This is a genomic window from Aeromonas ichthyocola (assembly GCF_046087985.1).
GTDB lineage: Bacteria > Pseudomonadota > Gammaproteobacteria > Enterobacterales > Aeromonadaceae > Aeromonas > Aeromonas rivipollensis.
The window spans coordinates 178,683-201,330 of the sequence record NZ_JBJSWH010000005.1; the positions used below are offsets into that span (position 1 = coordinate 178,683).

Annotated in this window: 25 protein-coding genes and 1 pseudogene; 18 read left to right on the forward strand and 8 right to left on the reverse strand. The window is 59.7% G+C overall.

The features are described from left to right. Window positions 1-100 precede the first annotated feature (100 nt). A pseudogene (locus tag ACF2JD_RS15875) lies at window positions 101-594 on the reverse strand (methylated-DNA--[protein]-cysteine S-methyltransferase). 27 nt (window positions 595-621) lie between these two features. Beyond that, window positions 622-1,038 (reverse strand): alternative ribosome rescue aminoacyl-tRNA hydrolase ArfB, encoded by a 417-nt coding sequence (gene arfB / locus ACF2JD_RS15880; protein WP_440987765.1) that lies wholly within the window; start codon window positions 1,036-1,038, stop codon window positions 622-624. Window positions 1,039-1,239: 201 nt separating this feature from the next. On the opposite strand from arfB, the gene glnK reads away from it, so the two are divergent. The 5 genes from glnK to ACF2JD_RS15905 all read left to right on the forward strand — a co-directional run bounded on the left by glnK (window position 1,240) and on the right by ACF2JD_RS15905 (window position 6,614). Beyond that, on the forward strand, window positions 1,240-1,578 hold the full coding sequence (gene glnK, locus ACF2JD_RS15885) for a P-II family nitrogen regulator (RefSeq protein ID WP_005332325.1): 339 nt from the start codon (window positions 1,240-1,242) through the stop codon (window positions 1,576-1,578). A 259-nt stretch (window positions 1,579-1,837) separates the two neighbouring features. Then, on the forward strand, window positions 1,838-2,845 hold the full coding sequence (locus ACF2JD_RS15890; RefSeq protein ID WP_440987766.1) for a Fe(3+) ABC transporter substrate-binding protein: 1,008 nt from the start codon (window positions 1,838-1,840) through the stop codon (window positions 2,843-2,845). A 39-nt stretch (window positions 2,846-2,884) separates the two neighbouring features. Further along, window positions 2,885-4,510 (forward strand): ABC transporter permease, encoded by a 1,626-nt coding sequence (locus ACF2JD_RS15895; RefSeq protein WP_290070213.1) that lies wholly within the window; start codon window positions 2,885-2,887, stop codon window positions 4,508-4,510. An 82-nt stretch (window positions 4,511-4,592) separates the two neighbouring features. Further along, window positions 4,593-5,627: an ATP-binding cassette domain-containing protein gene (locus tag ACF2JD_RS15900; protein ID WP_440987767.1), complete on the forward strand. Its 1,035-nt coding sequence runs from the start codon at window positions 4,593-4,595 to the stop codon at window positions 5,625-5,627. An 81-nt stretch (window positions 5,628-5,708) separates the two neighbouring features. Further along, a complete protein-coding gene (locus ACF2JD_RS15905) occupies window positions 5,709-6,614 on the forward strand; it encodes a Dyp-type peroxidase (protein ID WP_111912155.1) in 906 nt (301 codons plus the stop codon). Window positions 6,615-6,692: 78 nt separating this feature from the next. On the opposite strand, the gene argR is transcribed toward ACF2JD_RS15905, so the two are convergent. After that, complete coding sequence (gene argR, locus ACF2JD_RS15910; RefSeq protein WP_005308670.1) at window positions 6,693-7,163, reverse strand: transcriptional regulator ArgR; 471 nt, start codon at window positions 7,161-7,163, stop codon at window positions 6,693-6,695. Between the two features lie 200 nt (window positions 7,164-7,363). On the opposite strand from argR, the gene ACF2JD_RS15915 reads away from it, so the two are divergent. From ACF2JD_RS15915 to ACF2JD_RS15940, 6 genes are all read left to right on the forward strand, one after another. Further along, window positions 7,364-8,104, forward strand: a complete 741-nt coding sequence (locus ACF2JD_RS15915) for an ATP-binding cassette domain-containing protein (RefSeq protein ID WP_106885004.1) — start codon at window positions 7,364-7,366, stop codon at window positions 8,102-8,104. Between the two features lie 24 nt (window positions 8,105-8,128). Next, window positions 8,129-8,866: a transporter substrate-binding domain-containing protein gene (locus ACF2JD_RS15920; protein ID WP_440987768.1), complete on the forward strand. Its 738-nt coding sequence runs from the start codon at window positions 8,129-8,131 to the stop codon at window positions 8,864-8,866. Window positions 8,867-8,869: 3 nt separating this feature from the next. Continuing rightward, the gene (artQ, locus tag ACF2JD_RS15925; RefSeq protein WP_171275409.1) at window positions 8,870-9,520 is read left to right on the forward strand and encodes an arginine ABC transporter permease ArtQ; all 651 of its coding nucleotides are present in this window, start codon (window positions 8,870-8,872) and stop codon (window positions 9,518-9,520) included. 2 nt (window positions 9,521-9,522) lie between these two features. Beyond that, window positions 9,523-10,185, forward strand: coding sequence for an arginine ABC transporter permease ArtM (artM, locus tag ACF2JD_RS15930; protein WP_139743708.1), 663 nt, complete (start codon window positions 9,523-9,525; stop codon window positions 10,183-10,185). A gap of 242 nt (window positions 10,186-10,427) precedes the next feature. Beyond that, on the forward strand, window positions 10,428-11,363 hold the full coding sequence (gene mdh / locus ACF2JD_RS15935; protein WP_025325689.1) for a malate dehydrogenase: 936 nt from the start codon (window positions 10,428-10,430) through the stop codon (window positions 11,361-11,363). A gap of 410 nt (window positions 11,364-11,773) precedes the next feature. Next, the gene (locus tag ACF2JD_RS15940; RefSeq protein ID WP_440987845.1) at window positions 11,774-12,352 is read left to right on the forward strand and encodes a tetratricopeptide repeat protein; all 579 of its coding nucleotides are present in this window, start codon (window positions 11,774-11,776) and stop codon (window positions 12,350-12,352) included. Window positions 12,353-12,437: 85 nt separating this feature from the next. On the opposite strand, the gene hmpA is transcribed toward ACF2JD_RS15940, so the two are convergent. Then, window positions 12,438-13,631: an NO-inducible flavohemoprotein gene (hmpA, locus tag ACF2JD_RS15945; protein WP_408866334.1), complete on the reverse strand. Its 1,194-nt coding sequence runs from the start codon at window positions 13,629-13,631 to the stop codon at window positions 12,438-12,440. A gap of 111 nt (window positions 13,632-13,742) precedes the next feature. On the opposite strand from hmpA, the gene ACF2JD_RS15950 reads away from it, so the two are divergent. Further along, the gene (locus tag ACF2JD_RS15950) at window positions 13,743-14,210 is read left to right on the forward strand and encodes an Rrf2 family transcriptional regulator (RefSeq protein WP_106885000.1); all 468 of its coding nucleotides are present in this window, start codon (window positions 13,743-13,745) and stop codon (window positions 14,208-14,210) included. 30 nt (window positions 14,211-14,240) lie between these two features. Here ACF2JD_RS15950 and ACF2JD_RS15955 read toward each other — a convergent pair whose 3' ends face one another. Beyond that, window positions 14,241-15,521 (reverse strand): HlyC/CorC family transporter, encoded by a 1,281-nt coding sequence (locus tag ACF2JD_RS15955; protein ID WP_106884999.1) that lies wholly within the window; start codon window positions 15,519-15,521, stop codon window positions 14,241-14,243. Between the two features lie 40 nt (window positions 15,522-15,561). Then, window positions 15,562-16,353 carry a cytochrome C assembly family protein gene (locus tag ACF2JD_RS15960; RefSeq protein WP_290029359.1) on the reverse strand — a complete coding sequence of 264 codons (792 nt, stop codon included), beginning with the start codon at window positions 16,351-16,353 and terminating at the stop codon, window positions 15,562-15,564. A gap of 296 nt (window positions 16,354-16,649) precedes the next feature. On the opposite strand from ACF2JD_RS15960, the gene ffh reads away from it, so the two are divergent. The 5 genes from ffh to rplS all read left to right on the forward strand — a co-directional run bounded on the left by ffh (window position 16,650) and on the right by rplS (window position 20,164). Continuing rightward, a complete protein-coding gene (gene ffh / locus ACF2JD_RS15965) occupies window positions 16,650-18,026 on the forward strand; it encodes a signal recognition particle protein (protein ID WP_408752022.1) in 1,377 nt (458 codons plus the stop codon). Window positions 18,027-18,205: 179 nt separating this feature from the next. Beyond that, window positions 18,206-18,454, forward strand: a complete 249-nt coding sequence (gene rpsP, locus ACF2JD_RS15970) for a 30S ribosomal protein S16 (RefSeq protein ID WP_025325696.1) — start codon at window positions 18,206-18,208, stop codon at window positions 18,452-18,454. A gap of 24 nt (window positions 18,455-18,478) precedes the next feature. Next, complete coding sequence (gene rimM, locus ACF2JD_RS15975; RefSeq protein ID WP_005332346.1) at window positions 18,479-19,000, forward strand: ribosome maturation factor RimM; 522 nt, start codon at window positions 18,479-18,481, stop codon at window positions 18,998-19,000. Window positions 19,001-19,034: 34 nt separating this feature from the next. Then, a complete protein-coding gene (gene trmD / locus ACF2JD_RS15980; protein WP_041206410.1) occupies window positions 19,035-19,784 on the forward strand; it encodes a tRNA (guanosine(37)-N1)-methyltransferase TrmD in 750 nt (249 codons plus the stop codon). Window positions 19,785-19,816: 32 nt separating this feature from the next. Continuing rightward, on the forward strand, window positions 19,817-20,164 hold the full coding sequence (gene rplS, locus ACF2JD_RS15985; RefSeq protein WP_005313505.1) for a 50S ribosomal protein L19: 348 nt from the start codon (window positions 19,817-19,819) through the stop codon (window positions 20,162-20,164). A 129-nt stretch (window positions 20,165-20,293) separates the two neighbouring features. Here rplS and ACF2JD_RS15990 read toward each other — a convergent pair whose 3' ends face one another. Together ACF2JD_RS15990 and mutH are read right to left on the reverse strand one after the other, a co-directional pair. Continuing rightward, on the reverse strand, window positions 20,294-20,617 hold the full coding sequence (locus ACF2JD_RS15990) for an isoamylase early set domain-containing protein (protein ID WP_005332348.1): 324 nt from the start codon (window positions 20,615-20,617) through the stop codon (window positions 20,294-20,296). A gap of 83 nt (window positions 20,618-20,700) precedes the next feature. Next, window positions 20,701-21,375, reverse strand: coding sequence for a DNA mismatch repair endonuclease MutH (mutH, locus tag ACF2JD_RS15995; RefSeq protein ID WP_427235148.1), 675 nt, complete (start codon window positions 21,373-21,375; stop codon window positions 20,701-20,703). Between the two features lie 732 nt (window positions 21,376-22,107). On the opposite strand from mutH, the gene rppH reads away from it, so the two are divergent. Then, entirely contained in the window at window positions 22,108-22,635 is a 528-nt protein-coding gene (gene rppH / locus ACF2JD_RS16000) for an RNA pyrophosphohydrolase (protein WP_106884997.1), read from the forward strand. Window positions 22,636-22,648 lie beyond the last annotated feature (13 nt).

Genomic DNA, 22,648 nt, shown 5'->3' on the forward strand with positions numbered 1-22,648 from the left:
CAGCTAACCAATCAGGGAGTCAGCGTGAAGTTGTCGACAGTCTGTTGTTCCAGCGCCAGCAACCAGTGTTGTGAACGGGATGCCGCCGGCTAACCAGGGGTCAGGGAGTCAGCGTGAAGTGGCCGACAGTCTGTTGCTCCAATGCCAGCAACCAGCGTTTGATGGGAATGCCGCCAGCGTACCCCGTCAGCGCGCCGCTGCTGCCTATCACTCGGTGGCAGGGCACTATGATGCTGAGCGGGTTGCGGCCGTTGGCCGCCCCGACGGCCCGCATCGCCTTGGGGTTGCCGATGGCCTGGGCTATCTCGAGATAGCTGACGGTCTCGCCGTAGGGGATGTCGCACAGGGCGCGCCACACCGACTGCTGGAAGGGGGTGCCTCTGGCGGCGAGCGGCAGCGTGAAGTGCTGCAGCCGGCCGGCAAAATAGGCTTCGAACTGCTCGAGGTAGGGGGCCAGGGCCACATCGTCCCGCTGCCACTGCAGCCTGGGCATGACGGGCCGTTCCCCTGCATGAACTCCACGTGGCGCAGGCCATCCTGGTCGATGGCGACCAGCAGGGGGCCCTGGGCGCTGTCACAAAAACTGTATCTCATGCGTCTCTCTTCCTCGGCCTGAACGGCTCACTCCATCCCGGGCTTGCCACGGGCCGACTTGATCTCGCCCTTGCGCTTCTTGGCGTCGACCCGCTTGCGCTGGGAGCTGCGGGTCGGCTTGGTGGCATGGCGGGCCTTGGGACGCCAGGCGGCCTTTTTCAGCAGCTCGGTCAGGCGGCTCATGGCCTCCTTGCGGTTCATGTCCTGGCTGCGGTGGGTCTCGACCCTGATCTGGATGAAACCATCGTGGACCCGGCTGTCGCTCAGTTTCTCCAGCCCCTCCTTGTAGAGATCCGGCAGGCTGGGAGAGTTGCGGTAATCGAAGCGCAACCAGACGGCGGAGTCGGTCTTGTTGACGTGCTGTCCACCGTTGCCCTGTGCCCGCATGGTCTGAAATTGCAGCTCATGCCAGGGAAGGGTGACGCTGTTGGAGATAACTAACATGCTGTTTTGCTCTTGTTTGGTGCATACCCGCTGGCCGCTGCAGCATGGTGCCTCATTATGGGGCGTGCTGGCCGGTTATGGGGATGTGCCTGGCGAATGGCTCAAGGGTTAATGGCTATCTTTATGAAAATAAACAATAAAAATACTTGGCACAAGAATTGATGACCCATTCGTGACATACCATGGATTGGGAGCAACCAGATGAAGCTGATTACTGCGATTATCAAACCTTTCAAATTGGACGACGTGCGCGAGGCCATCGCCAACCTGGGGGTCGAGGGCCTGACCGTGTCCGAGGTCAAGGGCTTCGGTCGCCAGAAGGGGCACACCGAATTATACCGGGGGGCCGAGTACCAGGTCGACTTCCTGCCGAAGGTAAAGCTGGAGATCGCCACCGCCGACGAGAACGTGGAAGGGGTGATCGAGGCCATCTGCAAGGCGGCTTATACCGGCAAGATAGGGGACGGCAAGATTTTCGTCTATGACCTGCTGCAGGCAGTGCGCATCCGTACCGGCGAGAGCGACGACGAGGCGCTGTGATGAACCGCATCAGTGACGTACAGATCTGTTGACCTCCCGACCTCGGGGAATCCCGATGGAGTGAGCGCTTATTGAAGCCTGATAGCAAAACATAGCGTTTTGGTCAGAAGAGGCCGGATGGGATTCCATCCGGCCCTTTTCATTTATGGGACGATTAAAATGATGTGGCGACGGCGACCGTTCTTGATCCGCTCATCCCGATGCATGCAGAATGCAAACGAAAATAGTTATCACTATATGCACAGACAAGGAATGGATGATGAAAATGAAGATGTTGGCGCTGCTGTTCTCCTCGCTGATCGCCCAGTCGGCCTTTGCCGCCGCTGAAGTGAATGTCTACTCCAATCGGCAGGATGAGCTGATCAAGCCCATCATCCAGCAGTTCGAGAAAGAGACCGGGATCAAGGTCAATGTGGTATTTGCCAAAGAGGGGCTGAACGAGCGCCTGGAGCGCGAAGGCAAGCTCTCCCCGGCGGATCTGATGCTGACCGTCGACATCAGCCGTCTGACCGATCTGGTGGACAGGGATCTGGTGCAGCCGGTGGACAGCAAGACGCTGCAGGAGAACATCCCCTCCATCTATCGTGATCCGGACAACAAGTGGTTCGCCCTGACCACCCGGGTGCGCGCCATCTACTCCAGCAAGGATCGTCTCGGCAAGCTCGACACCATCCGCTACGAAGATCTGGTCAAGCCTGGATTCAAAGGAAAAATTTGTACCCGCAGCGGCAAGCACGAGTACAATGTGGCGCTGGTTTCGTCCATGATTGCCCATCACGGCATGGCGGACACCAAGACCTGGCTGGAAGGGGTCAAGGCCAACCTGGCGCGCAAGCCGCAAGGCAACGACCGGGATCAGGTCAAGGCGATCAAGGACGGTATCTGTGATGTCTCCCTCGGCAACAGCTACTACCTGGGCGCCATGCTGAAAGATCCGGCGCAGAAATCCTGGGCCGAGGCGGTTTACATCAACTTCCCGAACCAGGCTGATCGCGGTGCCCACGTCAACGTGAGCGGCGTGGCCATGACCAAGTACGCCAAGAACAAGGAAGCCGCCCAGAAGCTGATGGAGTTCCTCTCTGGTGACACCGCCCAGCATATGTACGCGGATGTGAATGCCGAGTATCCGGTCAAGGCCGGGGTGGAGCCTTCCTCCATGGTCAAGTCCTGGGGTAGTTTCAAGTCTGACCCCATGCCGGTCAGCGACTATGCCAAGCACCGCAAGGACGCCTTGCAGCTGCTGGATGAAGTGAAATTCGACTTGTAATCAGATGGGGCCTAAGGCCCCATCAATCGCTGTGGTCTCATGAAAAATTTTGGATGGATTGCCGGCAGCTGGGCCACCGCCCTGCTGCTGGGTTTGCCGGTGCTTGCCCTCATCTTCTCTGCCTTCTCGGCAGACGGAGACCTGTTTCGCCACCTCGCCGATACGGTGTTGCTCGATTACCTTGGCAACACCTCAGGGCTGGTGCTGGGGGTAGTGCTGCTCAGCCTGCTGTTCGGGGTGCCCACCGCCTGGCTGGTCGCCATGTGCCAGGTGCCGGGGCGCCGCGCCCTGCAGTGGGCGCTGATGCTGCCCATGGCCATGCCCTCCTACATAGTGGCTTACGTCTATACCGACCTGCTCGACTACTCGGGCCCGTTGCAGGCGGGGCTGAGATCCCTGTTTGACTGGCAAAGCCCGGCCGATTACTGGTTCCCGGCCATCCGCTCCCTCGGCGGTGCCGCCTGGGTGCTGGCGCTGGTGCTCTTCCCCTATGTCTATCTGCTGGCGCGCGCCTCCTTCCTGGAGCAGTCGGTCAGCCTGATCCACTCCAGCCGATTGCTCGGTTGCACCCCCTGGCAGAGCTTTCGTCGCCTCAGCCTGCCCCTGGCCCGTCCTGCCATCATGGTGGGGGCGTCGCTGGTGGCGATGGAGACACTGGCGGACTTCGCCACAGTCCACTTCTTTGCCATCAACACCCTGACGACGGCCATTTACGACACCTGGCTCGGCTATGGCAGCCTGGCCACAGCCGCACGGCTCTCCTGCCTGATGTTGCTGGCTGTGGTGCTGCTCATCGCCCTGGAGCGCCGCTCCCGCCAGCGTCAGCAGGTGTTCCAGAAGTCGATGGGCCATGAGCAGCCCCTGCGCTACCCCCTCAAGGGGGCCAGCCGTCTGCTGGCCGGGCTCTGGTGCTGGGGGCTGGTGCTGGCCGGTTTCGGCCTGCCGTTCGTGATCCTGCTGGACTACGGGGTGCGCTACTTCGAGTTGTCGTGGACGCCGGAGTTCGTGCGTTTCGCTGGCAACAGTCTGCTCATCTCGGCCCTGACTGCCCTGCTCGCCATGGCCATAGCCCTGTTGCTCGGCTTCTTCCGCCGCCTTGATGGCGGCACCCGCAGCCTGCTGCCTCTGCGCATCGCCGCCACCGGCTATGCCATGCCGGGCACAGTGCTGGCCATCGGGGTGCTGGTGCCGCTGACGGCGCTGGATTTTGGTCTCAACGATCTGGCCGAGTGGCTCGGGATGCAGGGGCCCGGCCTGCTGCTGACCGGCACCCTCACCGCCATCGTATTCGGCTACCTGGTGCGCTTCGTGGCCATCGCCATCGGCTCGGTGGAGAGCAGCATGGGCAAGATCTCCCCCAGCCTCGACATGGCGGCCCGCTCCCTGGGGCAGGGGACGGGGGGCATGCTGCGCCGGGTGCATCTGCCCCTGGTGCGACGCGGCCTCTTTGCCGGTGCCATGCTGGTGTTCATCGAATCCATGAAGGAGCTGCCCGCGGCTTTGCTGCTGCGGCCGTTCAACTTCGAGACCCTGGCCACCCACGTCTACCAGTTCGTCTCGGACGAGATGCTGGAGCGGGGGGCGCTCGGCGCCATCGTCATAGTGCTGGTGGGGCTGGTGCCGCTTATCTGGGTCAACCGCAGCCTGGACAGCCCGGGGCATTGAGTCGCCACGTCGGCCAATGAAATTGCATGCGGTGTGCTTGACCGAAAGGCAGCGCACCGCCAGAAACGAGAGGAAGTCTGTCTTGTCTTGCTTGCAAGTAGAGAAGGTAAGCTGCCGTTACAACGGCCAGAACGTGCTGGAACAGCTCTCCCTGACGGTGGCCGACAACGAGATCGTCTGCCTGCTCGGGGCGAGCGGCTGTGGCAAGACCACGCTGCTCAAGGCGGTCGCCGGCCTGCTGCCGCTGGCGGAAGGCAGCATTCGTCTCGGCGAGACCCTGCTGGATGGGCCCGGCGTGACGGTATCGCCTGAGCGTCGCCACATCGGCATGATCTTTCAGGATTACGCCCTCTTCCCCCATCTGACGGTGGCCGAGAACATCGGCTTCGGGCTGACTCGGGTGCCTCGCGACAGCCGCCAGCAGCAGATCGACGAGGCGCTGACCCTGGTCAATCTGCAGGGGCTGGGGGAGCGCTATCCCCATCAGCTCTCCGGTGGCCAGCAGCAGCGGGTTGCCATCGCTCGCGCTTTGGTCTGCAAGCCCAAGTTGATGCTGCTGGACGAGCCCTTCTCCAACATTGATACCCAGGTGAGGATGAAGCTGATCCTCGAGATCCGCGCCCTGCTCAAGCGTCAGGGAATCGGCGCCATCTTCGTCAGCCACAGCAAGGAGGAGGCGTTCGCCTTCGCCGATCGGCTGGCGCTGTTCCGGGCCGGTCATATCGAGCAAGTGGGCCAGCCGGAGCAGCTCTATCGCCGCCCCGGGAACCGCTTCGTGGCGGAGTTTCTCGGCGGGGTCAACTATCTGGCGGCTGAGGTGGTGGACAGCCACTGCGTGCAGACAGCGCTCGGGGTCATCTGTGGCCATGAGCCGCACGGTCGCGCCCCGGGAGAGCGGCTGCAGCTGATGCTCAGGCCCCAGCAGTTGGCGTTGGCAGCCGCCGCTGACGGCGACTTGCTGGTGCGGGAGCAGCAGTTCCTCGGCCATCACTGCCGGGTGCTGGTGGAGTGTGCAGGTCAGGTGCTGGAGGCCAGCATAGGGGAGCCTCTCGAAGGGGAGAGGGCGCGGGTGACCGTGGCCCCCCATGCCCTGGTGCTGTTCGAACAGATGCCCTGATAGTGATGTGAAATCAAGGAATTGACCCGGTTCCGGTTTATAATCGCGCCACGCCCATAGCCAATGTCTTTGGAGAGAGAAATGAAAGCCCAAGCCGGGATCTGCGCAGAGCCGAATCTGCATGCCCTCTATCTGATGTTCAATCGCACCGGTGACGGTGCCGAGCTGGCGGCCCGTCTTGCCAAGCTGCCGGTTCTGTGGGATGCGGTGAGTGCCGATTTCCCCGACGCTGGTTTCAGCGGTCTGGTCGCCGTCGGTGCCGAGGGCTGGGATGCCATCTACCCTGCCGCCCGTCCGCCCCAGTTCCGTGGCTTTATGGCGCAGTCTGCCAACGGCCAGGAGGCCCCGAATACCCCGTTCGATCTCTTCGTGCAACTGCGTGCCGATCGGGTCGACGTGCTCCATCACGCCGGGCAGCGGGTGATGGCGCTGCTGGCCGGCCTGGTGGAGCTGGCCGAAGAAGTGCGTGGTTTCCGCAATCTGGATTGCCGGGATCTGACCGGTTTCGTCGACGGTACCGAGAACCCCCAGGATGAGCACAGGGCCGAGGTGGCACTGCTGGAGGGGGGCGAGTTTGCCGGCGGATCCTATGTCCATGTCCAGCGCTGGGTGCATGCCATGAGCGACTGGGAGAGGTTGGCCCTGAAGGAGCAGGAGGACATCATAGGCCGTACCAAGGCAGACAACATCGAGTACGAGTCGGCCGACAAGCCGCTGACCTCCCACATCAAGCGGGTCAACCTCAAGACCCCGAAGGGGGAGTCCATGGAGATACTGCGCCAGAGCATGCCCTGGGGCACCATGACCGAGCAGGGGCTCTACTTCATCTCCTGCTGCCGCACCCCGCAGCACTTCAATGCCATGCTGGCCAGCATGTACAAGGGGGAGGGCAGCCACTTCGATCACCTGCTGCGCTTCACCAGGGCGGTGACAGGGGCTGCCTTCTTCGCCCCCTCCATCGATTTTCTGGTCGCCCAGGGTAAGTAACGACTTGCCGATCGTGCAGAAACAAAAATCCCGGCCTTGGCCGGGATTTTTCGTTCAGGTGGCGCGAGCGAGACCCGATCAGGGGGTCTGTTCGAACAGCTCGAGGGCGGAGAGGTAGAGCTCTTCGATGTCGGTGTCGCTGGTCGGGGTGATGAAGATGGTGTCATCACCGGCTATGGTGCCGAGGATACCTTCGGCCTTGCCGAGGGAGTCGAGCAGGCGGGCGATGAGCTGGGCCGCACCCGGGCTGGTGTGGATCACCACCAGAGCGCCATTGTGGTCGACATCCAGTACCAGGTTCTTGAGCGGGCTGGAGGTGGTGGGCACACCCAGCTCCACCGGCAGGCAGTAGACCATCTCCATCTTGGCATTGCGGGTGCGTACGGCGCCGAAGCGGCTCAGCATGCGCGAGACCTTGGACTGGTTGATGTTCTCAAAGCCCATCTCTTGCAGGGCAGTGACTATCTCTGCCTGGGAGCCAAATCGCTCCTCTTTCAGCAAGGCTTTAAAGGCCTTGGCCAGTTTTTCTTGCTTGTCGTTATGTTTCATCTTGGACTCACGAATGAGGGAGGTGACCGCTTGTCACGCTCAGGCGGCAGATACGAACAGCGCTGCTATTTTGCATTCATATGCCTGTTTTGGCAAGGAAGCGGCGCTTGTTCTGCATATTGATTCAAATATAGCTTGCATCAACTTATGCTGGCGCTAGAATCAGGACGAAATTTTGAAAACTTATTCAATTGGGCTGTATGGGTATCGAATTAATCGGCATCGAAAAATCCTGGCACAAGGTGCCGGTACTGCAACAGGTCAGCTTCCGGACCGCACCCGGCGAGACCTTGGTATTGCTGGGCCCGAGCGGTGCGGGCAAGAGTTCGCTGCTGCGGATGATGAACCTGCTGGATACCCCGGATGCGGGTGTGCTGCGCATTGCTGACAGTGAATTTTCTTTCCCGTCCAGCCTCTCTGCCGCGGAATTCAACCGTCAGGCCCAGGCCTTGCGCCGCAAGGTGGGCATGGTGTTCCAGCAGTACAATCTGTGGCCCCATCTCACCGTGATGGAGAACCTGATTGAAGCCCCCATCAAGGTGCTGGGCATGAGCCGCGAGGCCGCCATCGAGAAGGGCGCCTACCTGTTGGCCCAGTTGCAGTTGGCCGACAAGCGGGATGCCTGGCCTGCGCGCCTCTCCGGCGGTCAGCAGCAGCGGGTGGCCATTGCCCGTACCCTGATGATGGATCCCCAGGTGCTGCTGTTTGATGAACCAACCGCGGCGCTCGATCCTGAAATAACCAAAGAGGTGGCGGAGATCATCCGCACCCTGAGCCAGACCGGCATCACCCAGGTGGTGGTGACCCACGAGGTGGAGTTCGCCCGCAAGGTGGCCAGTCAGGTGATTTATCTGGAGAAGGGGCGGATCATCGAATCCGGCACCGCCGCCATCTTCCAATCCCCGCAAACCAGCCGGTTTGCCGAATTCTTGATGCATTGATACTGAATCGATAAGGAAGCTGTCATGAAAAAGAGTCTGTTGCTGGTTGCTGCCATGGGTCTGCTGAGCACCTCGGTGCTGGCCAAGGAGATCAAGTTCGCCACCGAGGCCACCTATGCGCCGTTCGAATACCTGGATGACAAGAACGAGTTCCAGGGCTTTGACATCGATCTGGCCCGCGCCGTCTGCGAGCAGGCCAAGCTGGAGTGCAGCTTCCACAACCAGGCCTTCGACAGCCTGATCCCCAGCCTCAAGTTCCGTCGCTATGACGCCGTCATCGCCGCCATGGACGTGACCCCGGAGCGGGCCGCCCAGGTCGACTTCTCCGACATCTATTACGAGAACTCGGCGGTATTCGTGGCCAAGAAGGGTGCCTTCAAGGGGCCTGAAGAGCTGGTGGACAAGACGGTCGGCGTGCAGAACGGCACCTCCCACCAGTCCTACCTGGTGGACAACTGGGTGAGCAAGGGTCTGCTGACCGTGCCCTACGCCAGCTACCAGAGCGCCTTCCTCGACATGATGAACGGTCGCACCGACGGTGTCTTCGCCGACACCGCCGTCGCCGCCGACTGGCTCAAGCAGCACAAGGAGTACTCTGTCATCGGCACGCCGGTGACCGACGCCAAGTACTTCGGTACCGGCTTTGGCATCGCTGTGGCCAAGGGCAACCAGGAGCTGCTGACTCAGCTGAACAAGGGGCTGGCCGAGATCAAGGCCAACGGCACCTATCAGAAGATCTATGACAAGTACTTCGCGCAGTAAGCCATGCTGAGCCTGTTGTTGGATGCAGCCTGGATGACCCTGGGGCTGGCCTTGGCATCACTGGTCGGGGGCATGGCGCTTGCGCTGGCGTTCAGCGCCGCCGAGCTCAGCAAGCGCAGTTGGCTGGTGTGGCCTGTGGCCACCCTGACCACGCTCATTCGTGGTTTGCCCGAGCTGCTGGTGGTGCTGTTCATCTACTTCGGCTCGACCCAGGTGTTGTTCCTCATCACCGGCGAGTACGTGGAGTTCAGCCCCTTCGCCTGCGGCGTGCTGGCGCTCTCCCTGCTGTTCGCCAGTTACGCCACCCAGACTCTGCGGGCCGCCCTTAATGCGGTGCCCGCCGGGCAGCGGCTGGCGGCGTTGGCGCTGGGCCTTGGCAAGAGCCACATCTTCTTTCGCATCGTGCTGCCCCAGGCCTGGCGTCACGCCCTGCCGGGGCTCGGCAACCAGTGGCTGGTGTTGCTGAAAGACACTGCCCTGGTCTCCCTCATCGGGGTGAACGAGATGATGCGTCAGGCTCAGATGGCTTCGGCCAGCACCTATGAACCCTTCACCTGGTATGCCGCTGCGGCCCTCATCTACCTGGCCATCAGCCTGGTGAGCGAGTTCGGCCTCAAGCAGGCTGCCAACTATACCCGCCGTTACGGAGGCTGATCATGCAGGATTACCTGATGACCCTGCTGGGGGGGCTGGCCATCACCCTGCAGCTCACCGCGCTCAGCTTGCTGCTCGGCGTGCTGCTGGCGGCTGGCATGACCTGGGTGCTGGAGCGCCGCATTCCGGTGGCGACCCAGCTGGTGCAGCTGTGGGTGCTGATCTTCACCGGCACGCCTCTGCTCATCCAGATCTTCCTCATCTACTACGGGCCGGGTCAGTTTGAATGGCTCAAGGCAGGGCCGCTCTGGCCGCTGCTCAAGCAACCCTGGTTCTGCGCCGTGCTGGCGCTTGGCTTCAACACCGCGGCCTACTCCACCCGGCTGTTCAAGGGGGCGCTAGATGCTATCCCCGCCGGCGAGGTGGAAGCCTGCCGGGCGCTCGGTTTCTCGGCCGGCCAGACCCTGTGGATGAAGGCGCGTCACGCTGCCCGTCGGTTGGTGCCCGCCTACTCCAACGAGGTGATCCTGGTGCTCAAGGGCAGTTCCCTCGCCAGCACCATCACCATCATGGACATCATGGGGCTGGCCCAGCGTCTCAACGCCCAGACCTATGACACCCTGGCGGTGTTCACCGTGGCCGGGGGCCTCTACCTGACCATGAATGGTTTGTTAACAATTGGTTTCCGCTGGTGCGAGAAGCGAGCACTGGCATTCCAGTCCTGAAGCAGTCGTATTTACCTCTTAATGGTGAGGGAGACACGGGAAATCTGTGTCTTTCCTCCCATTTATCGCATATTCCTCTCCGATTTCGTCGCCGCTTGTTCCCTGGCTCACAGAACCCGTGATTACAACTGTTATCAGATTGTTTTTTAGCAGGGGATCCTTTAAGGTGAGGCGCACAATAAGAAACAGCGTTAACCCAACTAGAAACAACCTTAAACCTACGCTTAGACATGGAGTTGATCATGAAAGTTGCCGTTCTGGGTGCCGCCGGTGGCATCGGCCAAGCCCTTGCTCTGCTGTTGAAAAATCGCCTGCCTGCCGGTTCCGAATTGAGCCTGTATGATATTGCCCCGGTCACTCCGGGCGTGGCGGCGGACCTGAGCCATATCCCGACTGACGTGAAAGTAAAAGGTTTCTGCGGTGAAGATCCGAGCCCTGCTCTGGTCGGCGCCGATGTCGTGCTGATCTCTGCCGGCGTGGCGCGCAAGCCCGGCATGGATCGTTCAGATCTGTTCAACATCAACGCCGGTATCGTCAAGAACCTGGTGGAGAAGTGTGCCGTCTCCTGCCCCAAGGCACTGATCGGCATCATCACCAACCCGGTCAACACCACGGTCGCCATCGCCGCCGAAGTGTTGAAGAAGGCCGGTGTCTATGACAAGCGTCGCCTGTTCGGCGTGACCACCCTGGACGTCATCCGTGGCGAGACCTTCGTTGCCGAGGCCAAGGGCCTGAACATCGACAAGATCCGCGTCAACGTGATCGGTGGCCACAGTGGCGTGACCATTCTGCCGCTGCTGTCCCAGATCGAAGGGGCCAGCTTCACCGCAGAAGAAGCGGCTGCCATGACCAAGCGCATCCAGAATGCCGGTACCGAAGTGGTGGAAGCCAAGGCCGGTGGCGGTTCTGCCACTCTCTCCATGGGTCAGGCAGCCTGCCGTTTCGGTCTGTCCCTCATCAAGGGTCTGCAGGGTGAAGCCAACGTCATCGAGTGCGCCTATGTGGAAGGCAATGGCGAGCACGCCACCTTCTTCGCGCAGCCGGTCTTGCTGGGCAAGAACGGTGTCGAGAGCGTGCTGGACTACGGCAAGCTGAGCGCCTTCGAGCAAGAGTCCATGGACAGCATGCTGGCTACCCTGAAGGCAGATATCCAGCTGGGTGTCGACTTCGTCAAATAAGCCGCAGCGTCGATCATTAGGGGAGCCCAGGCTCCCCTTTGTCATTTCCGGGGTTTGCCATGGCGGACTAAGGAGATGGACCCGGCTGCCGATAAAGAGGGCAGCAGGAGATCCCTATGATGAAACCCAGTACCCTCATCGGCCTCGTCGGTCTGTGCAGCCTCCCCTTGCAGGGAGCCGAGCCGGTATCCGCGGCCGTGCCAACCCAGTCGGTGGCAGCCGCCTCCTTCCCGGTGCCCTCGGCGGCCTTGCCATCGAGCGCACCAGTGCCGGTTGCGCCAGCGACCCCGGCCACCGCAGCTGTACCGTCAGCCGCGGTGCCTGCTGGTGATCCGGCCCCTGTGCTGTCGACCGTTGCAGCACCTGCCCCCGTGGTATCAGCCCCGGCGGCAGCGCCGCTACCCAAGGCGGTGAATCCTGGCTCCCTGGTCACCGCAGATCTGCAGGCGGTGCCGCTCTATCGCCAGGACGAACTGCTCAACTGGATAGAGCAGGGACGTCATCTGACCCGGGTGAAGCAGGACAGGTGCCAGCTGACCCAGGACATAGAGGCGCGCGCCTCTGTGATGAAGATCCCGGCCTATCAGTTCCTGTGGGGGGACATGCTGGCCTGGGGCGTCTGCATCAAGCCGGACGCCCAGGTCGGCGTGCAATACATGTGGGAGGCGGCCAATCAGGGCCTGGCCCCGGCACTGGAGCAGCTGGGGCGCTATTACTGGAAAGGCATCCTGGTCCAGAAGGATCTGGTGCGGGCCGAGACCCTGATGCGGGAGGCCGCCAGCCTGGGTTTCCAGCGGGCCCAGATAGAGTGGGTCGAGATGCTGCTGCAGGGCATGGGCAGTCCGCTGGATTACGAAGAGGCCTATCATTGGCTGCACGGCGCCGTCATCGGCAACAAGGCGACCCACCAGAAAGCCGCTAGCCTGCTGAGCCGGCTCGGCAATCGCATGCCCGCCAATGCCATCGCCCGCGCCAAGGCGATGCACTAAACCCGCAAGCCAGGTCACTGGATACGACAAGGCCCACGAACCTGCATTCGTGGGCCTTGTGCATTTCTCCGGTCAGGCGGCGGGATCAGAGATCCTGATGGGGGCCGAATACCTCGTAGTGCATTCTGTCTGCGGGGATGCCCAGGGCCAGCAGCTGGGCCTTGATCGCTTTCATGAAACCCAGAGGGCCGCAGAAGTAGTAGTGGGCCTTGGCCGGGATGAGGTCCGTGACTTGTTCCAGCGCCATGGTGCCGCTGAAGTCGTAGTCCTTACCCTGCACGTCCTGCTCGGCAGGCACCCTGTACCAGACCCGGCTCTGCAGACTGGCGTGCTGGCGGCTCTTGGCCTGGATCTCTTCCTTGAAGGCGTGCTGGGTGCCATGCTCGCAGGCATGGAGCCAGCGGATTTCAGTTCCCGCCTGTTCGGCCAGCAACTGGTTGAGCATGCTCAGCATGGGGGTCAGGCCCACCCCGGCGGAGAGCAGCACCACTGGGGTGGTCGTCTCGGTCTGCAGGAAGAAGTCCCCCGCCGGCGGCATCAGCGCCACCTCGTCACCGACATGAAGTTTGTCATGCAGCAGATTGGAGGCCTGGCCCTGGGGCTCGCGCTTGACGCTGATGCGGTAGTCGTGGCCATTGGGGGCATCGGAGAGGGAGTATTGACGGATCTCCTGATACGCCAGCGACGGGTGATTGAGCCTGATGCTGATATATTGCCCCGGCTTGAAGCGCAGCACGGGCTTGCCGTCGACGGGCGCCAGCACGAAGGAGGTGACAAGCTCGCTCTCCTGGCGCTTCTCCTTGATGAGGAAGGGGCGAGCCCCTTGCCAGCCACCGAGCTCGCTCGCCTTCTCCCGGTAGAGCTCCCCCTCCCGACCTATGAAGATGTCGGCCAGCACGCCATAGGCCTTGCCCCAGGCCTCCAGCACCTCGTCCGTCACCGCACTGCCACCCATTTCTTTGAGCGTGGCCAAGAGATGACTACCCACAATGTGATATTGTTCCGGCTGGATCAGGAAACCCGTGTGCTTGTGGGCGATGCGTTCCACGGCTCCGGCCAGGGCCCCCAAGTTGTCGATATTCCTGGCGTAGGCCGCCACGGCACTGAACAGAGCCAGGGGCTGACCGCCACTGCGCTGATGGGCCAGGTTGAACACATCCTTCAACTCGGGGTTGTGGTTGAACATGCGCTGGTAGAAGTGCTGGGTGAGGGCAGGCCCCGCCGATTCGAGCAAAGGAATGGTGCTCTTGATGACGGCGATGGTGGCTTGGTCTAACATAGGAGGTCCTTTCTAATTGAACATCTGGAATGTCACTTAATAAGTTGCATCCTAAATGTTTAATTGATCTGGATCAATCATCAATTCTTTGCGCTATGCGCCACAGGCACTATGAGACTAACAAGCTATACCGATTTTGGATTGAGAGCCCTGCTCTATCTGGCCACCTTGCCGGAGGGGGAATTGTCGAGCGTGGCCAAGGTGTCTGCCTTGTATGACGTCTCTCGCAATCACATGGTGAAGGTGGTTAACCAGCTGGTGAAGCTGGGTTATCTGCAGTCCCAGCGTGGCAAGAATGGCGGGATCCGCATGGCCTGTTCCCCTGAGAGCGTGAACATAGGCCAGGTGATCCGGGCGCTGGAAGGCAACCTGGACGGCATCGACTGCAACTCGCCAGTGTGCCACATCGTCTCTGTCTGTCTGCTCAAGAGTGCCTTGAAGGAGGCGATGAACGCCTTCCTCGCGGTGATGGACGGCTATACGCTGCAAGACCTGCTGGCCAACCGCGACGAGCTGCAGCAGGTGTTCGGCGAGTTGATCCCGACTCTGGTGCTGGAGCCGGATGACGAGAACGAGTGAGACGAAAAAGGCTGCCATCGGCAGCCTTTTTCAATCCTCGTAACCTGACTCGTTCCGGTAGAGATGTGGCATGATCCTCGCCATCTTCACCATGTTGTTCTCGACTTCGATGATCTCGATGGGATAGCCCGCCAGCCTGACGCTGATGTTGGGCTGGGGGATCTCCTCCAGGTACTCCAGGATCACCCCGTTGAGGGTGCGCGGGCCGTCGATGGGCAGGTGCCAGTGCATCTCCTTGTTCAGCTCGCGGATGCTGGCGGAGCCTTCCACCAGGAAGGAGCCGTCCGGCTGGGGGTGGATCTCGTCGCTTGGCGCCGGGGCCATGGAGGTGGTGAAGTCGCCCACTATCTCTTCCAGGATGTCATCCAGGGTGATCAGCCCCTGAATATCGCCATACTCGTCGACAATCAGCCCGATCCTCTCCTTGTTGCGCTGGAACTTGGCCAACTGCACGTTGAGCGGCGTGCCCTGTGGAATGAAGTAGATGGGATCGACTTCCCGCAGCAGGCTGGACTTGCTGAACTGGTCTCTGGCGACCAGCCTGAGGGCGTCACGAGAGTGTAAAAATCCGACGACGTCGTCGATATTGTCGCGATAGAGCAGGATCTTGGTATGGGCGCAGTGAGCCAGCTGGCGCAATATGCTCTTCCAGTCGTCATTGATGTCGATGGCAGAGATCTCGCTGCGCGGCACCATGATGTTTTCCACCGTCATCTTGTCCAGATCCAGAATGCTGATCAGCATCTCCTGATGGCGCTGGGGGATGAGGCTGCCCGCCTCGTTGACTATGGTGCGCAGCTCTTCGGTGTTGAGGGAGTCATCCTTGCGATGTTCCAGTCGCAGCAACTTGAGCAAGAGGTTGGTGATGCTGTTGATGAGCCAGACCAGGGGGGCGAAAGGCACCATCAGCCCCTTGAGGACCCAGGAGGCGGGATAGGCGATGCGTTCGGGAAACATGGCCGCCAGTGTCTTGGGAGTGACTTCCCCGAATACCAGCACCACCAGGGTGAGGCCGAAGGTAGCAACGGCGACGCCGATGTCCCCGAACAGCCGGATGCAGACTATGGTGGCGATGGCGGAGGCCAGGATGTTGACCAGGTTGTTGCCGATGAGGATGAGGCCAAGCAGGCGGTCCGGTCGGGCCAGCAGCTTTTCGACCCGACGGGCCGCCTTGTGCTTGGTTTGGGCCAGATGCCGCAACTTGTAGCGGTTGAGGGACATCAGACCGGTTTCAGAACTGGAGAAGAAGGCTGACAAAACAATCAAGATAACGAGAACAATCAGTAATGTGCTCGTTGAGATACTGTCCAAGAAGGGCTCCTGTTGGGATGGTTTTGGGGTGGCTGAACCGTCAGCTCAGCAAGACTTCCTTGACGAAGCGGCTGCCAAAGTAGGCCAGGGTCAGGATGACGCTGCCGATGAGGCTCAGCATGATGACCTTGCGACCACGCCAGCCACGGGTGTGGTGACCCCACAGCAGCAAGGCATAGACGCACCAGGCCAGGATCGAGAGGATGGCCTTGTGGGATTTGCCCTGGGCGAACATGTCTTCCAGGAAGAACAGGCCCGAGGCGATGGAGAGCGTCAGCAGCAAGAGGCCCGCGGAGATGAGCTGGAACAGCCGCTTCTCCACCGTCATCAGGGGCGGCATAGCGGGCAGATGGCTGATCTTTCTGGACTTTAGCTGCCGATCCAGACAGGCAAGCTGGAGCGCAAACAGGCAGGCGATCATCAGCACCGAATAGGCCATCAAGGCGAGCCCTATGTGCAGCAGCAGTTGGGGATGCGCTTCCAGATGGGTGATGTAGCGACCCGGTATGAGGGCGCTGGCGGCGAGCAGCAAGGCCGAGAAGCTGTAGACCACGGGCAGCAGGATCCAGCCGTTGAAGCGGCGGGTGACGCAGGTCATGAAGCAGCTGATGATGAGGCTGACCAGGGACGCGACGTTCAACATGCTGAGATTCTGGCCGGAATGGGTGACCAGCACCTCGCTTCCCACCGCCACGCCATGGGCGGTCAGGGCCAGGCCGACACAGGCAAACAGCGACACCTGCCCGACGGGCTTGGCGCTGAGCAGCAGGTGCAGAGAGGCGATGATGGCCAGCAGGTAAAACGCCAGGGCCAGAACAGAGATCACGATCATAACCAGGTCGTTGTCGAACAAGCTTTTATGGATAAGAGGGGCAGTATACCTTGCACAAGATATGCTCGCCAGTTGTGCCAGGGGCTAACTGCCCATATATAAGTAGCAGCTGACGGCCCCGTGCGGCGAATAATCGTCCTCCGGCGTTGACTGGGGTATAATGCCCTCCATTTGTTACACCCGCTCATTCGATGGCGGGTCACCGCCGCAAGCGGTGAGTAATCGTCCTCACAGTGCTGACTGGGGTATAATGCCCCACAATGCCCCACTAGTTACGCCAAGAATCGGAATGCGTCATGTTTGAGAATTTGACTGAACGACTCTCGCGCACCCTGCGCAATGTCAGTGGCCGTGGCCGGCTGACCGAAGAGAACATCAAGGATACCTTGCGTGAAGTGCGCATGGCGCTGCTCGAAGCGGACGTGGCCCTGCCGGTGGTGCGTGACTTCGTTGCCCGCGTGAAAGAACGTGCCGTCGGCCAGGAAGTGGCCAAGTCCCTGAGCCCGGGCCAAGCCTTCATCAAGATAGTGCATGGCGAGCTGGTCTCCGTCATGGGGGAGGCGAACGAGCAGCTCAATCTGGCCGCCCAGCCGCCGGCCATCATCCTGATGGCGGGCCTGCAGGGGGCCGGTAAGACCACGACTGTGGGCAAACTCGCCAAGCTGCTCAAAGAGCGCCACAAGAAGAAGGTGCTGGTGGTCAGTGCCGACGTCTATCGCCCCGCGGCGATCAAGCAGCTCGAGACCCTGGCCAACGACATCGCGGTCGATTTCTTCCCGAGCGATGTGACCCAGAAGCCGGTGGCGATCGCCACCGCGGCCATCGATCAGGCGCGCAAGAAGTTCTATGACGTGGTGATCGTCGATACCGCCGGTCGTCTGCACGTGGACACCGAGATGATGGCGGAGATCCAGGATCTTCACGCCACCATCAAGCCGGTCGAGACCCTGTTCGTGGTGGATGCCATGACAGGTCAGGATGCCGCCAATACCGCCAAGGCATTCAACGAAGCGCTGCCGCTCACCGGCGTCATCCTCACCAAGGCGGACGGCGACGCCCGCGGCGGTGCCGCCCTGTCGGTGCGCCATATCACCGGCAAGCCGGTCAAGTTCATCGGTATGGGCGAGAAGACCGACGCCCTTGAGCCCTTCCACCCGGACCGACTCGCATCCCGTATCCTCGGCATGGGCGATGTGCTGTCGCTTATCGAGGAAGTGGAACGTACAGTCGACAAGGAGAAAGCCGCCAAGCTGGCCAGCAAGGTCAAGAGCGGCAAGGGCTTCGATCTGGAAGATTTCCGCGAGCAACTGGCCCAGATGCGCAACATGGGCGGCATGATGGGCATGCTCGACAAGCTGCCCGGCATGTCCGGTCTGCCGGATAATGTGAAAGATCAGATGGATGACAAGATCACAGTGCGGATGGAGGCCATCATCAGCTCCATGACGCCCAAGGAGCGTGCTCATCCCGATCTCATCAAGGGCTCCCGCAAGCGCCGCATCGCCGCGGGTTCCGGCATGCAGGTGCAGGATGTGAACAAGCTGCTCAAGCAGTTCACCGAGATGCAGCGCATGATGAAGAAGATGTCCGGCAAGGGCGGCATGCGCAAGATGATGGGCCAGATGAAGAACATGCTGCCGCCCGGATTCGGTGGCGGACGCGGTCCGTTCTGATTTTCCTGCTTGTCAGGCAAAAAGGCTCACTGCGGTGAGCCTTTTTCATGCCAACTCCTGCGCAAAAAATAGCAGGCTTGGTTGCAATTATTACGAATCCAAGTAGAATTACGCGGCTTATTTTAAGCTAGGGTCTGCGTATTTGCAGGCCTTGTTCATTAGATGTTCATGAGGACGATATGGTAACCATTCGTTTACAACGTGGTGGCGCGAAAAAGCGTCCGTTCTACCAGGTAGTAGTTTCTGACAGCCGTTGCGCCCGTGACGGTCGCTTCATCGAGCGCGTTGGTTTCTTCAACCCGGTTGCTGCTGGTAACGCTGAAAAGCTGAACCTGGACCTGGCTCGTATCGAGCATTGGGTTGCTACTGGTGCCGCTGTTTCTGACCGCGTTGCCAAGCTGATCAAAGACGCTAAAAAAGCTGCTTAATCAGCCAAACGGTAAGGAGTTAAGGTGGAAAAACCTATAGTTCTGGGCACCCTGGGTACCGTCTACGGCATCAAGGGCTGGCTTAAAGTGAACTCCTTCACCGATGTTGCCGAAGCGATTTTCGATTACAACCCCTGGCTGATCAATCAGAACGGGGTGTGGCGTGAGATTCAGGTTTCGGCCTGGAAGCGTCACAACAAGGGTCTGATCTGCAAACTCGATGGTATCGATGTGCGCGAGGATGCCCTGGCATTGACCAATGTCGAGATTGGCGTAGCCGCCGATCTGTTGCCTGCGTTGCCTGAAGGTGAGTTCTACTGGCGTGACCTGATTGGTTGCTCCGTGATGACCACCAAGGGATACGACCTGGGCAAGGTGACCGAATTGATGGAAACCGGCTCCAACGATGTGTTGGTGGTTGAGGCCAATGTAAAAGATGCCTTTGGTGCAAAGGAGCGGCTGATCCCGTTCCTGGAAGAGCAGGTGATCAAGAACATTGATCTGACTGCTCGAACAATCGAAGTTGATTGGGATCCTGGTTTCTAGTTTCCCGCGCTAACACGGGTGCCGGAGGTTTCTTATGTGGATTGGGGTGATTAGCCTCTTCCCGGAAATGTTCCGAGCCATTACCGAGCACGGGGTAACGGGTCGGGCCGTCAAGAGTGGCCTGCTGCAGATTGAGTGCTGGAACCCGCGGGATTTCACCCACGACAAACACCGCACGGTCGATGATCGTCCTTATGGTGGTGGGCCTGGGATGCTGATGATGGTTCAGCCGCTGCGTGATGCTATTCATGCAGCCAAGCAAGCGGCGGGAGACGGGGCGAAAGTCATCTATCTCTCTCCTCAGGGGCGCAAGCTGACTCAAGCGGGCGTAACCGAGTTGGCGACGAATCAGACACTGATTCTGGTCGCCGGTCGATACGAAGGTATCGATGAACGCGTGATACAAACCGAAGTGGACGAAGAGTGGTCTATCGGGGATTACGTGTTAAGTGGTGGCGAGTTGCCTGCCATGACCCTGATCGATGCGGTTTCGCGTCTGGTCCCCGGGGTCCTGGGCGATCAGGCCAGTGCCGAGCAGGACTCCTTCACGGATGGCCTGCTGGATCATCCCCACTACACTCGGCCGGAGTTGTTGGATGGATTGGCGGTGCCCGAGGCGCTGACAAGCGGCAATCACGAAGTGATTCGGCGCTGGCGTCTCAAGCAGTCGCTCGGACGAACCTGGCAGAGAAGGCCGGAACTTATTAACAACCTAGCTCTGACTGACGAGCAAGAATCACTTCTTGCCGAGTATGTCCGCGAAGTGCGTGACAGCGTTAAGTAGAGTTTTCAGTTTATCCTAGGTAAGGAAAGACAATGAGCAAGATTATTCAGCAGCTTGAACAAGAGCAACTGCGTACCGACATCCCGGCTTTTGCCCAGGGCGACACCGTACGTGTTCAAGTTCGTGTTAAAGAAGGTGGTAAAGAGCGTCTGCAGGCTTTCGAAGGCATCGTCATTGCCAAGCGTAACCGCGGTCTGCACTCTGCTTTCACCGTTCGCAAGATCTCCAACGGCGAAGGTGTTGAGCGTGTATTCCAGACTCACTCTCCGCTGATCCACAGTGTAGAACTGAAGCGTCGTGGTGATGTTCGCCGCGCCAAGCTGTACTACCTGCGCAACCTGTCCGGCAAAGCTGCTCGTATCAAAGAGAAGCTCAACTAATTCGATTCGAATTGGTGTCGGTATGTCGGCGAAAAGCTCGACAGGTAGTGAAAAGGCTCGCCAATGGCGAGCCTTTTTTGTGTCTGTAATTCGGGTATCGGTCAGAGGTGTTAGTGTTCTGGTCGTCGTCTACTGACTGACCCGCACCACAGAGTTGTCGCGCCCGAAGGGGCCAGGCACGTAGTCGTCCGCTTCCCAGTCGTTGTCATAACGGGTCTCCCCGTCCGGCTGCACCAGCTGGTAGCAATACTCGAAATGGCTGGGGCCATCGGTGGGAAGGTTGAGGGTCGCCTTGAACTCCCCGCTCTTCATTCTTTTCAATTCAATGGGTTGCCACTGGCTAAACTCCCCCAGAAGCAAGACCTGTTCGGCCTCGCCTGCGGCCTCCTTTTCCACTGCGAAGGTCACCTTGACCTCGGGGCGGGACTTGAGAAATTGCTTGTTGATCGGCATATCGACTCCTTGTCACTGACTGCGAAGAAAGCAGTGCTGTTCATTTTTATATCACTTTATGACAAGGATGTTGATAGCAATCGTCAGGCAGGCAGGGCGAAATGACGCCGAAGCAGCTGGTGAGTGAAGTCAATCTTGAGGTAGAAGCCCCTTGGCTGTGTCTGGATTGGCTGGCCATTGCGGCCGATGGCGCGGGTCAGTGCCTTGCTGTTGGCCGCCTTGGGGCGCAGTTGCATGACCTGGCCGTGGCGGGCACTGATCTGCTCCACCTCCCCCAGCACTATCATGTCCATCAGCTCCTCCCAATCCTGACGCAGTAACCTGTCTTCTTCTTCGTTCGGGCTCCACAGCAACGGCATGCCGACCCGGCGCTCACCGACGGGGATGGTGCGGCTGCCCTCCACCGGGATCCAGAGTACCCGCGACAGCTTGTTGCGCACATTGGACTCCTCCCAGCGCTGGCCACTGATCCCGATGAGGGGCGCGACGCAGACGAAGGTAGTTTCCAGCGGTTTGCCCTGAGGATCGATCGGGATCGTCTTGAGCTCTATGCCGAGATCGGGGAAGTCCTGCTCCGGTCGGCTACCCGCGCTGGCGCCCAGCTGCCACTCGATCAACTGGCCGATCCAGCCCTTGTCCCGCCGGAGATCCCGTGGCACCGGGATGCCGGCCGTCGCGGCGAGTTGAGCCAGGGTGAAGCCCGCCATGGCGTAGGCGCGCGCCAGCAATTCCTGCTCTGACTGTGGGTTGTCGGGCATGAGGGGCTCCTGTTGGCGAGAAGGGGTGGACAAGTGTGATCCTGACAGAGGATCGCTGTTTTTGTAACCGATCCTTGCCCGGCTATACACAGGGGGGGCAGGATTGTGAATTTTAATCTATGGCAATGATTTTAAAGGAATTTGACTTTTTTCTCCAGCCTGGATAACGGGAGGATCCCGGTTGCTGCGAGTTGTCCAAGGGTTTGGCCTGGCTGTTGCACATAGTTATCCACAGAAATCTTGGATAACTGACATAAAGTGGTGATACAGGGCCCGGCATCAGAAATAAATGTGAGAGCACGCCGATTTTTCTCGCCATATCGGTGCAGATAATGCGCCATCCTTGTGGATAAACTAGCCTTGATGGATCTTTGAACAGTCGAACTTGTTCACAATTGACAGCCAGGATCCTCGGGCGCAAAAGACATGGATCTTGATCCAGTCTTTAAATATTAACTGTATGTATTTAAATGAATATTTTGTTTTTATATGAATCGGGTATGATACGGCATGATTTGAAGTCGTAGTATAAAACTACTGTATATACCCGCTTGATCACAGGCTTATGCACAGTCTGGGTGGGCAACTTGCGGAGCTTGTCCTTCCTGTTTGTTTATAACTTTGCTTGAAATGCCAAGTTATTCATGAGTGGAAGATGACAGTCCCTGTTTGCCGCCACGGGGTGAATGTGGAACAATCTCTTTATAGATTCAGCCTTTATAAGGTGATCACGTGATAGATGGCGACGGATTTCGTCCCAATGTCGGCATCGTGATCTGTAACCGTGACGGGCAAGTATTGTGGGCTAAGCGCTATGGGCAGCACTCCTGGCAGTTTCCGCAGGGGGGAGTTGATGATGGTGAATCGCCGGAACAGGCCATGTATCGTGAGCTGTATGAGGAGATAGGCCTCAAGCCCGAGGATGTGACCATACTGGCGACCAGTCGCAACTGGCTGAAGTATCGCTTACCCAAACGACTCGTTCGCTGGGACAGTTCACCGGTCTGTATTGGCCAGAAGCAGAAATGGTTTTTGTTGCAGCTCGATCCTGGCAGAGAGTCCAGGATCCAGTTCGGCTGTCATGGTCACCCGGAATTTGATGATTGGCGTTGGGTCAGCTTCTGGTACCCGGTTCGTCAGGTCGTCTCCTTCAAGCGGGAAGTTTACCGCCGGGTGATGAAGGAGTTTGCCCCGCTGGCCATGCCGGTGCCGGTGGTGCAGGTTAATCGAAAGGATGGGCGGCGCAACCGCTCGCGCTAAGGAGCACAATTAG

Coding starts and splice junctions, on each gene's coding strand:
- trmD (WP_041206410.1), top strand. CDS start 19,035: ATGTGGATTGGGGTGATTAGCCTCTTCCCGGAAATGTTCCGAGCCATT.
- ACF2JD_RS15915 (WP_106885004.1), top strand. CDS start 7,364: ATGGGTATCGAATTAATCGGCATCGAAAAATCCTGGCACAAGGTGCCG.
- ffh (WP_408752022.1), top strand. CDS start 16,650: ATGTTTGAGAATTTGACTGAACGACTCTCGCGCACCCTGCGCAATGTC.
- argR (WP_005308670.1), bottom strand. CDS start 7,163: ATGAAACATAACGACAAGCAAGAAAAACTGGCCAAGGCCTTTAAAGCC.
- rpsP (WP_025325696.1), top strand. CDS start 18,206: ATGGTAACCATTCGTTTACAACGTGGTGGCGCGAAAAAGCGTCCGTTC.
- artQ (WP_171275409.1), top strand. CDS start 8,870: ATGCTGAGCCTGTTGTTGGATGCAGCCTGGATGACCCTGGGGCTGGCC.
- hmpA (WP_408866334.1), bottom strand. CDS start 13,631: ATGTTAGACCAAGCCACCATCGCCGTCATCAAGAGCACCATTCCTTTG.
- ACF2JD_RS15905 (WP_111912155.1), top strand. CDS start 5,709: ATGAAAGCCCAAGCCGGGATCTGCGCAGAGCCGAATCTGCATGCCCTC.
- ACF2JD_RS15960 (WP_290029359.1), bottom strand. CDS start 16,353: ATGATCGTGATCTCTGTTCTGGCCCTGGCGTTTTACCTGCTGGCCATC.
- ACF2JD_RS15950 (WP_106885000.1), top strand. CDS start 13,743: ATGAGACTAACAAGCTATACCGATTTTGGATTGAGAGCCCTGCTCTAT.
- rplS (WP_005313505.1), top strand. CDS start 19,817: ATGAGCAAGATTATTCAGCAGCTTGAACAAGAGCAACTGCGTACCGAC.
- mdh (WP_025325689.1), top strand. CDS start 10,428: ATGAAAGTTGCCGTTCTGGGTGCCGCCGGTGGCATCGGCCAAGCCCTT.
- arfB (WP_440987765.1), bottom strand. CDS start 1,038: ATGTTAGTTATCTCCAACAGCGTCACCCTTCCCTGGCATGAGCTGCAA.
- mutH (WP_427235148.1), bottom strand. CDS start 21,375: ATGCCCGACAACCCACAGTCAGAGCAGGAATTGCTGGCGCGCGCCTAC.
- glnK (WP_005332325.1), top strand. CDS start 1,240: ATGAAGCTGATTACTGCGATTATCAAACCTTTCAAATTGGACGACGTG.
- ACF2JD_RS15990 (WP_005332348.1), bottom strand. CDS start 20,617: ATGCCGATCAACAAGCAATTTCTCAAGTCCCGCCCCGAGGTCAAGGTG.
- ACF2JD_RS15890 (WP_440987766.1), top strand. CDS start 1,838: ATGAAAATGAAGATGTTGGCGCTGCTGTTCTCCTCGCTGATCGCCCAG.
- ACF2JD_RS15895 (WP_290070213.1), top strand. CDS start 2,885: ATGAAAAATTTTGGATGGATTGCCGGCAGCTGGGCCACCGCCCTGCTG.
- ACF2JD_RS15920 (WP_440987768.1), top strand. CDS start 8,129: ATGAAAAAGAGTCTGTTGCTGGTTGCTGCCATGGGTCTGCTGAGCACC.
- artM (WP_139743708.1), top strand. CDS start 9,523: ATGCAGGATTACCTGATGACCCTGCTGGGGGGGCTGGCCATCACCCTG.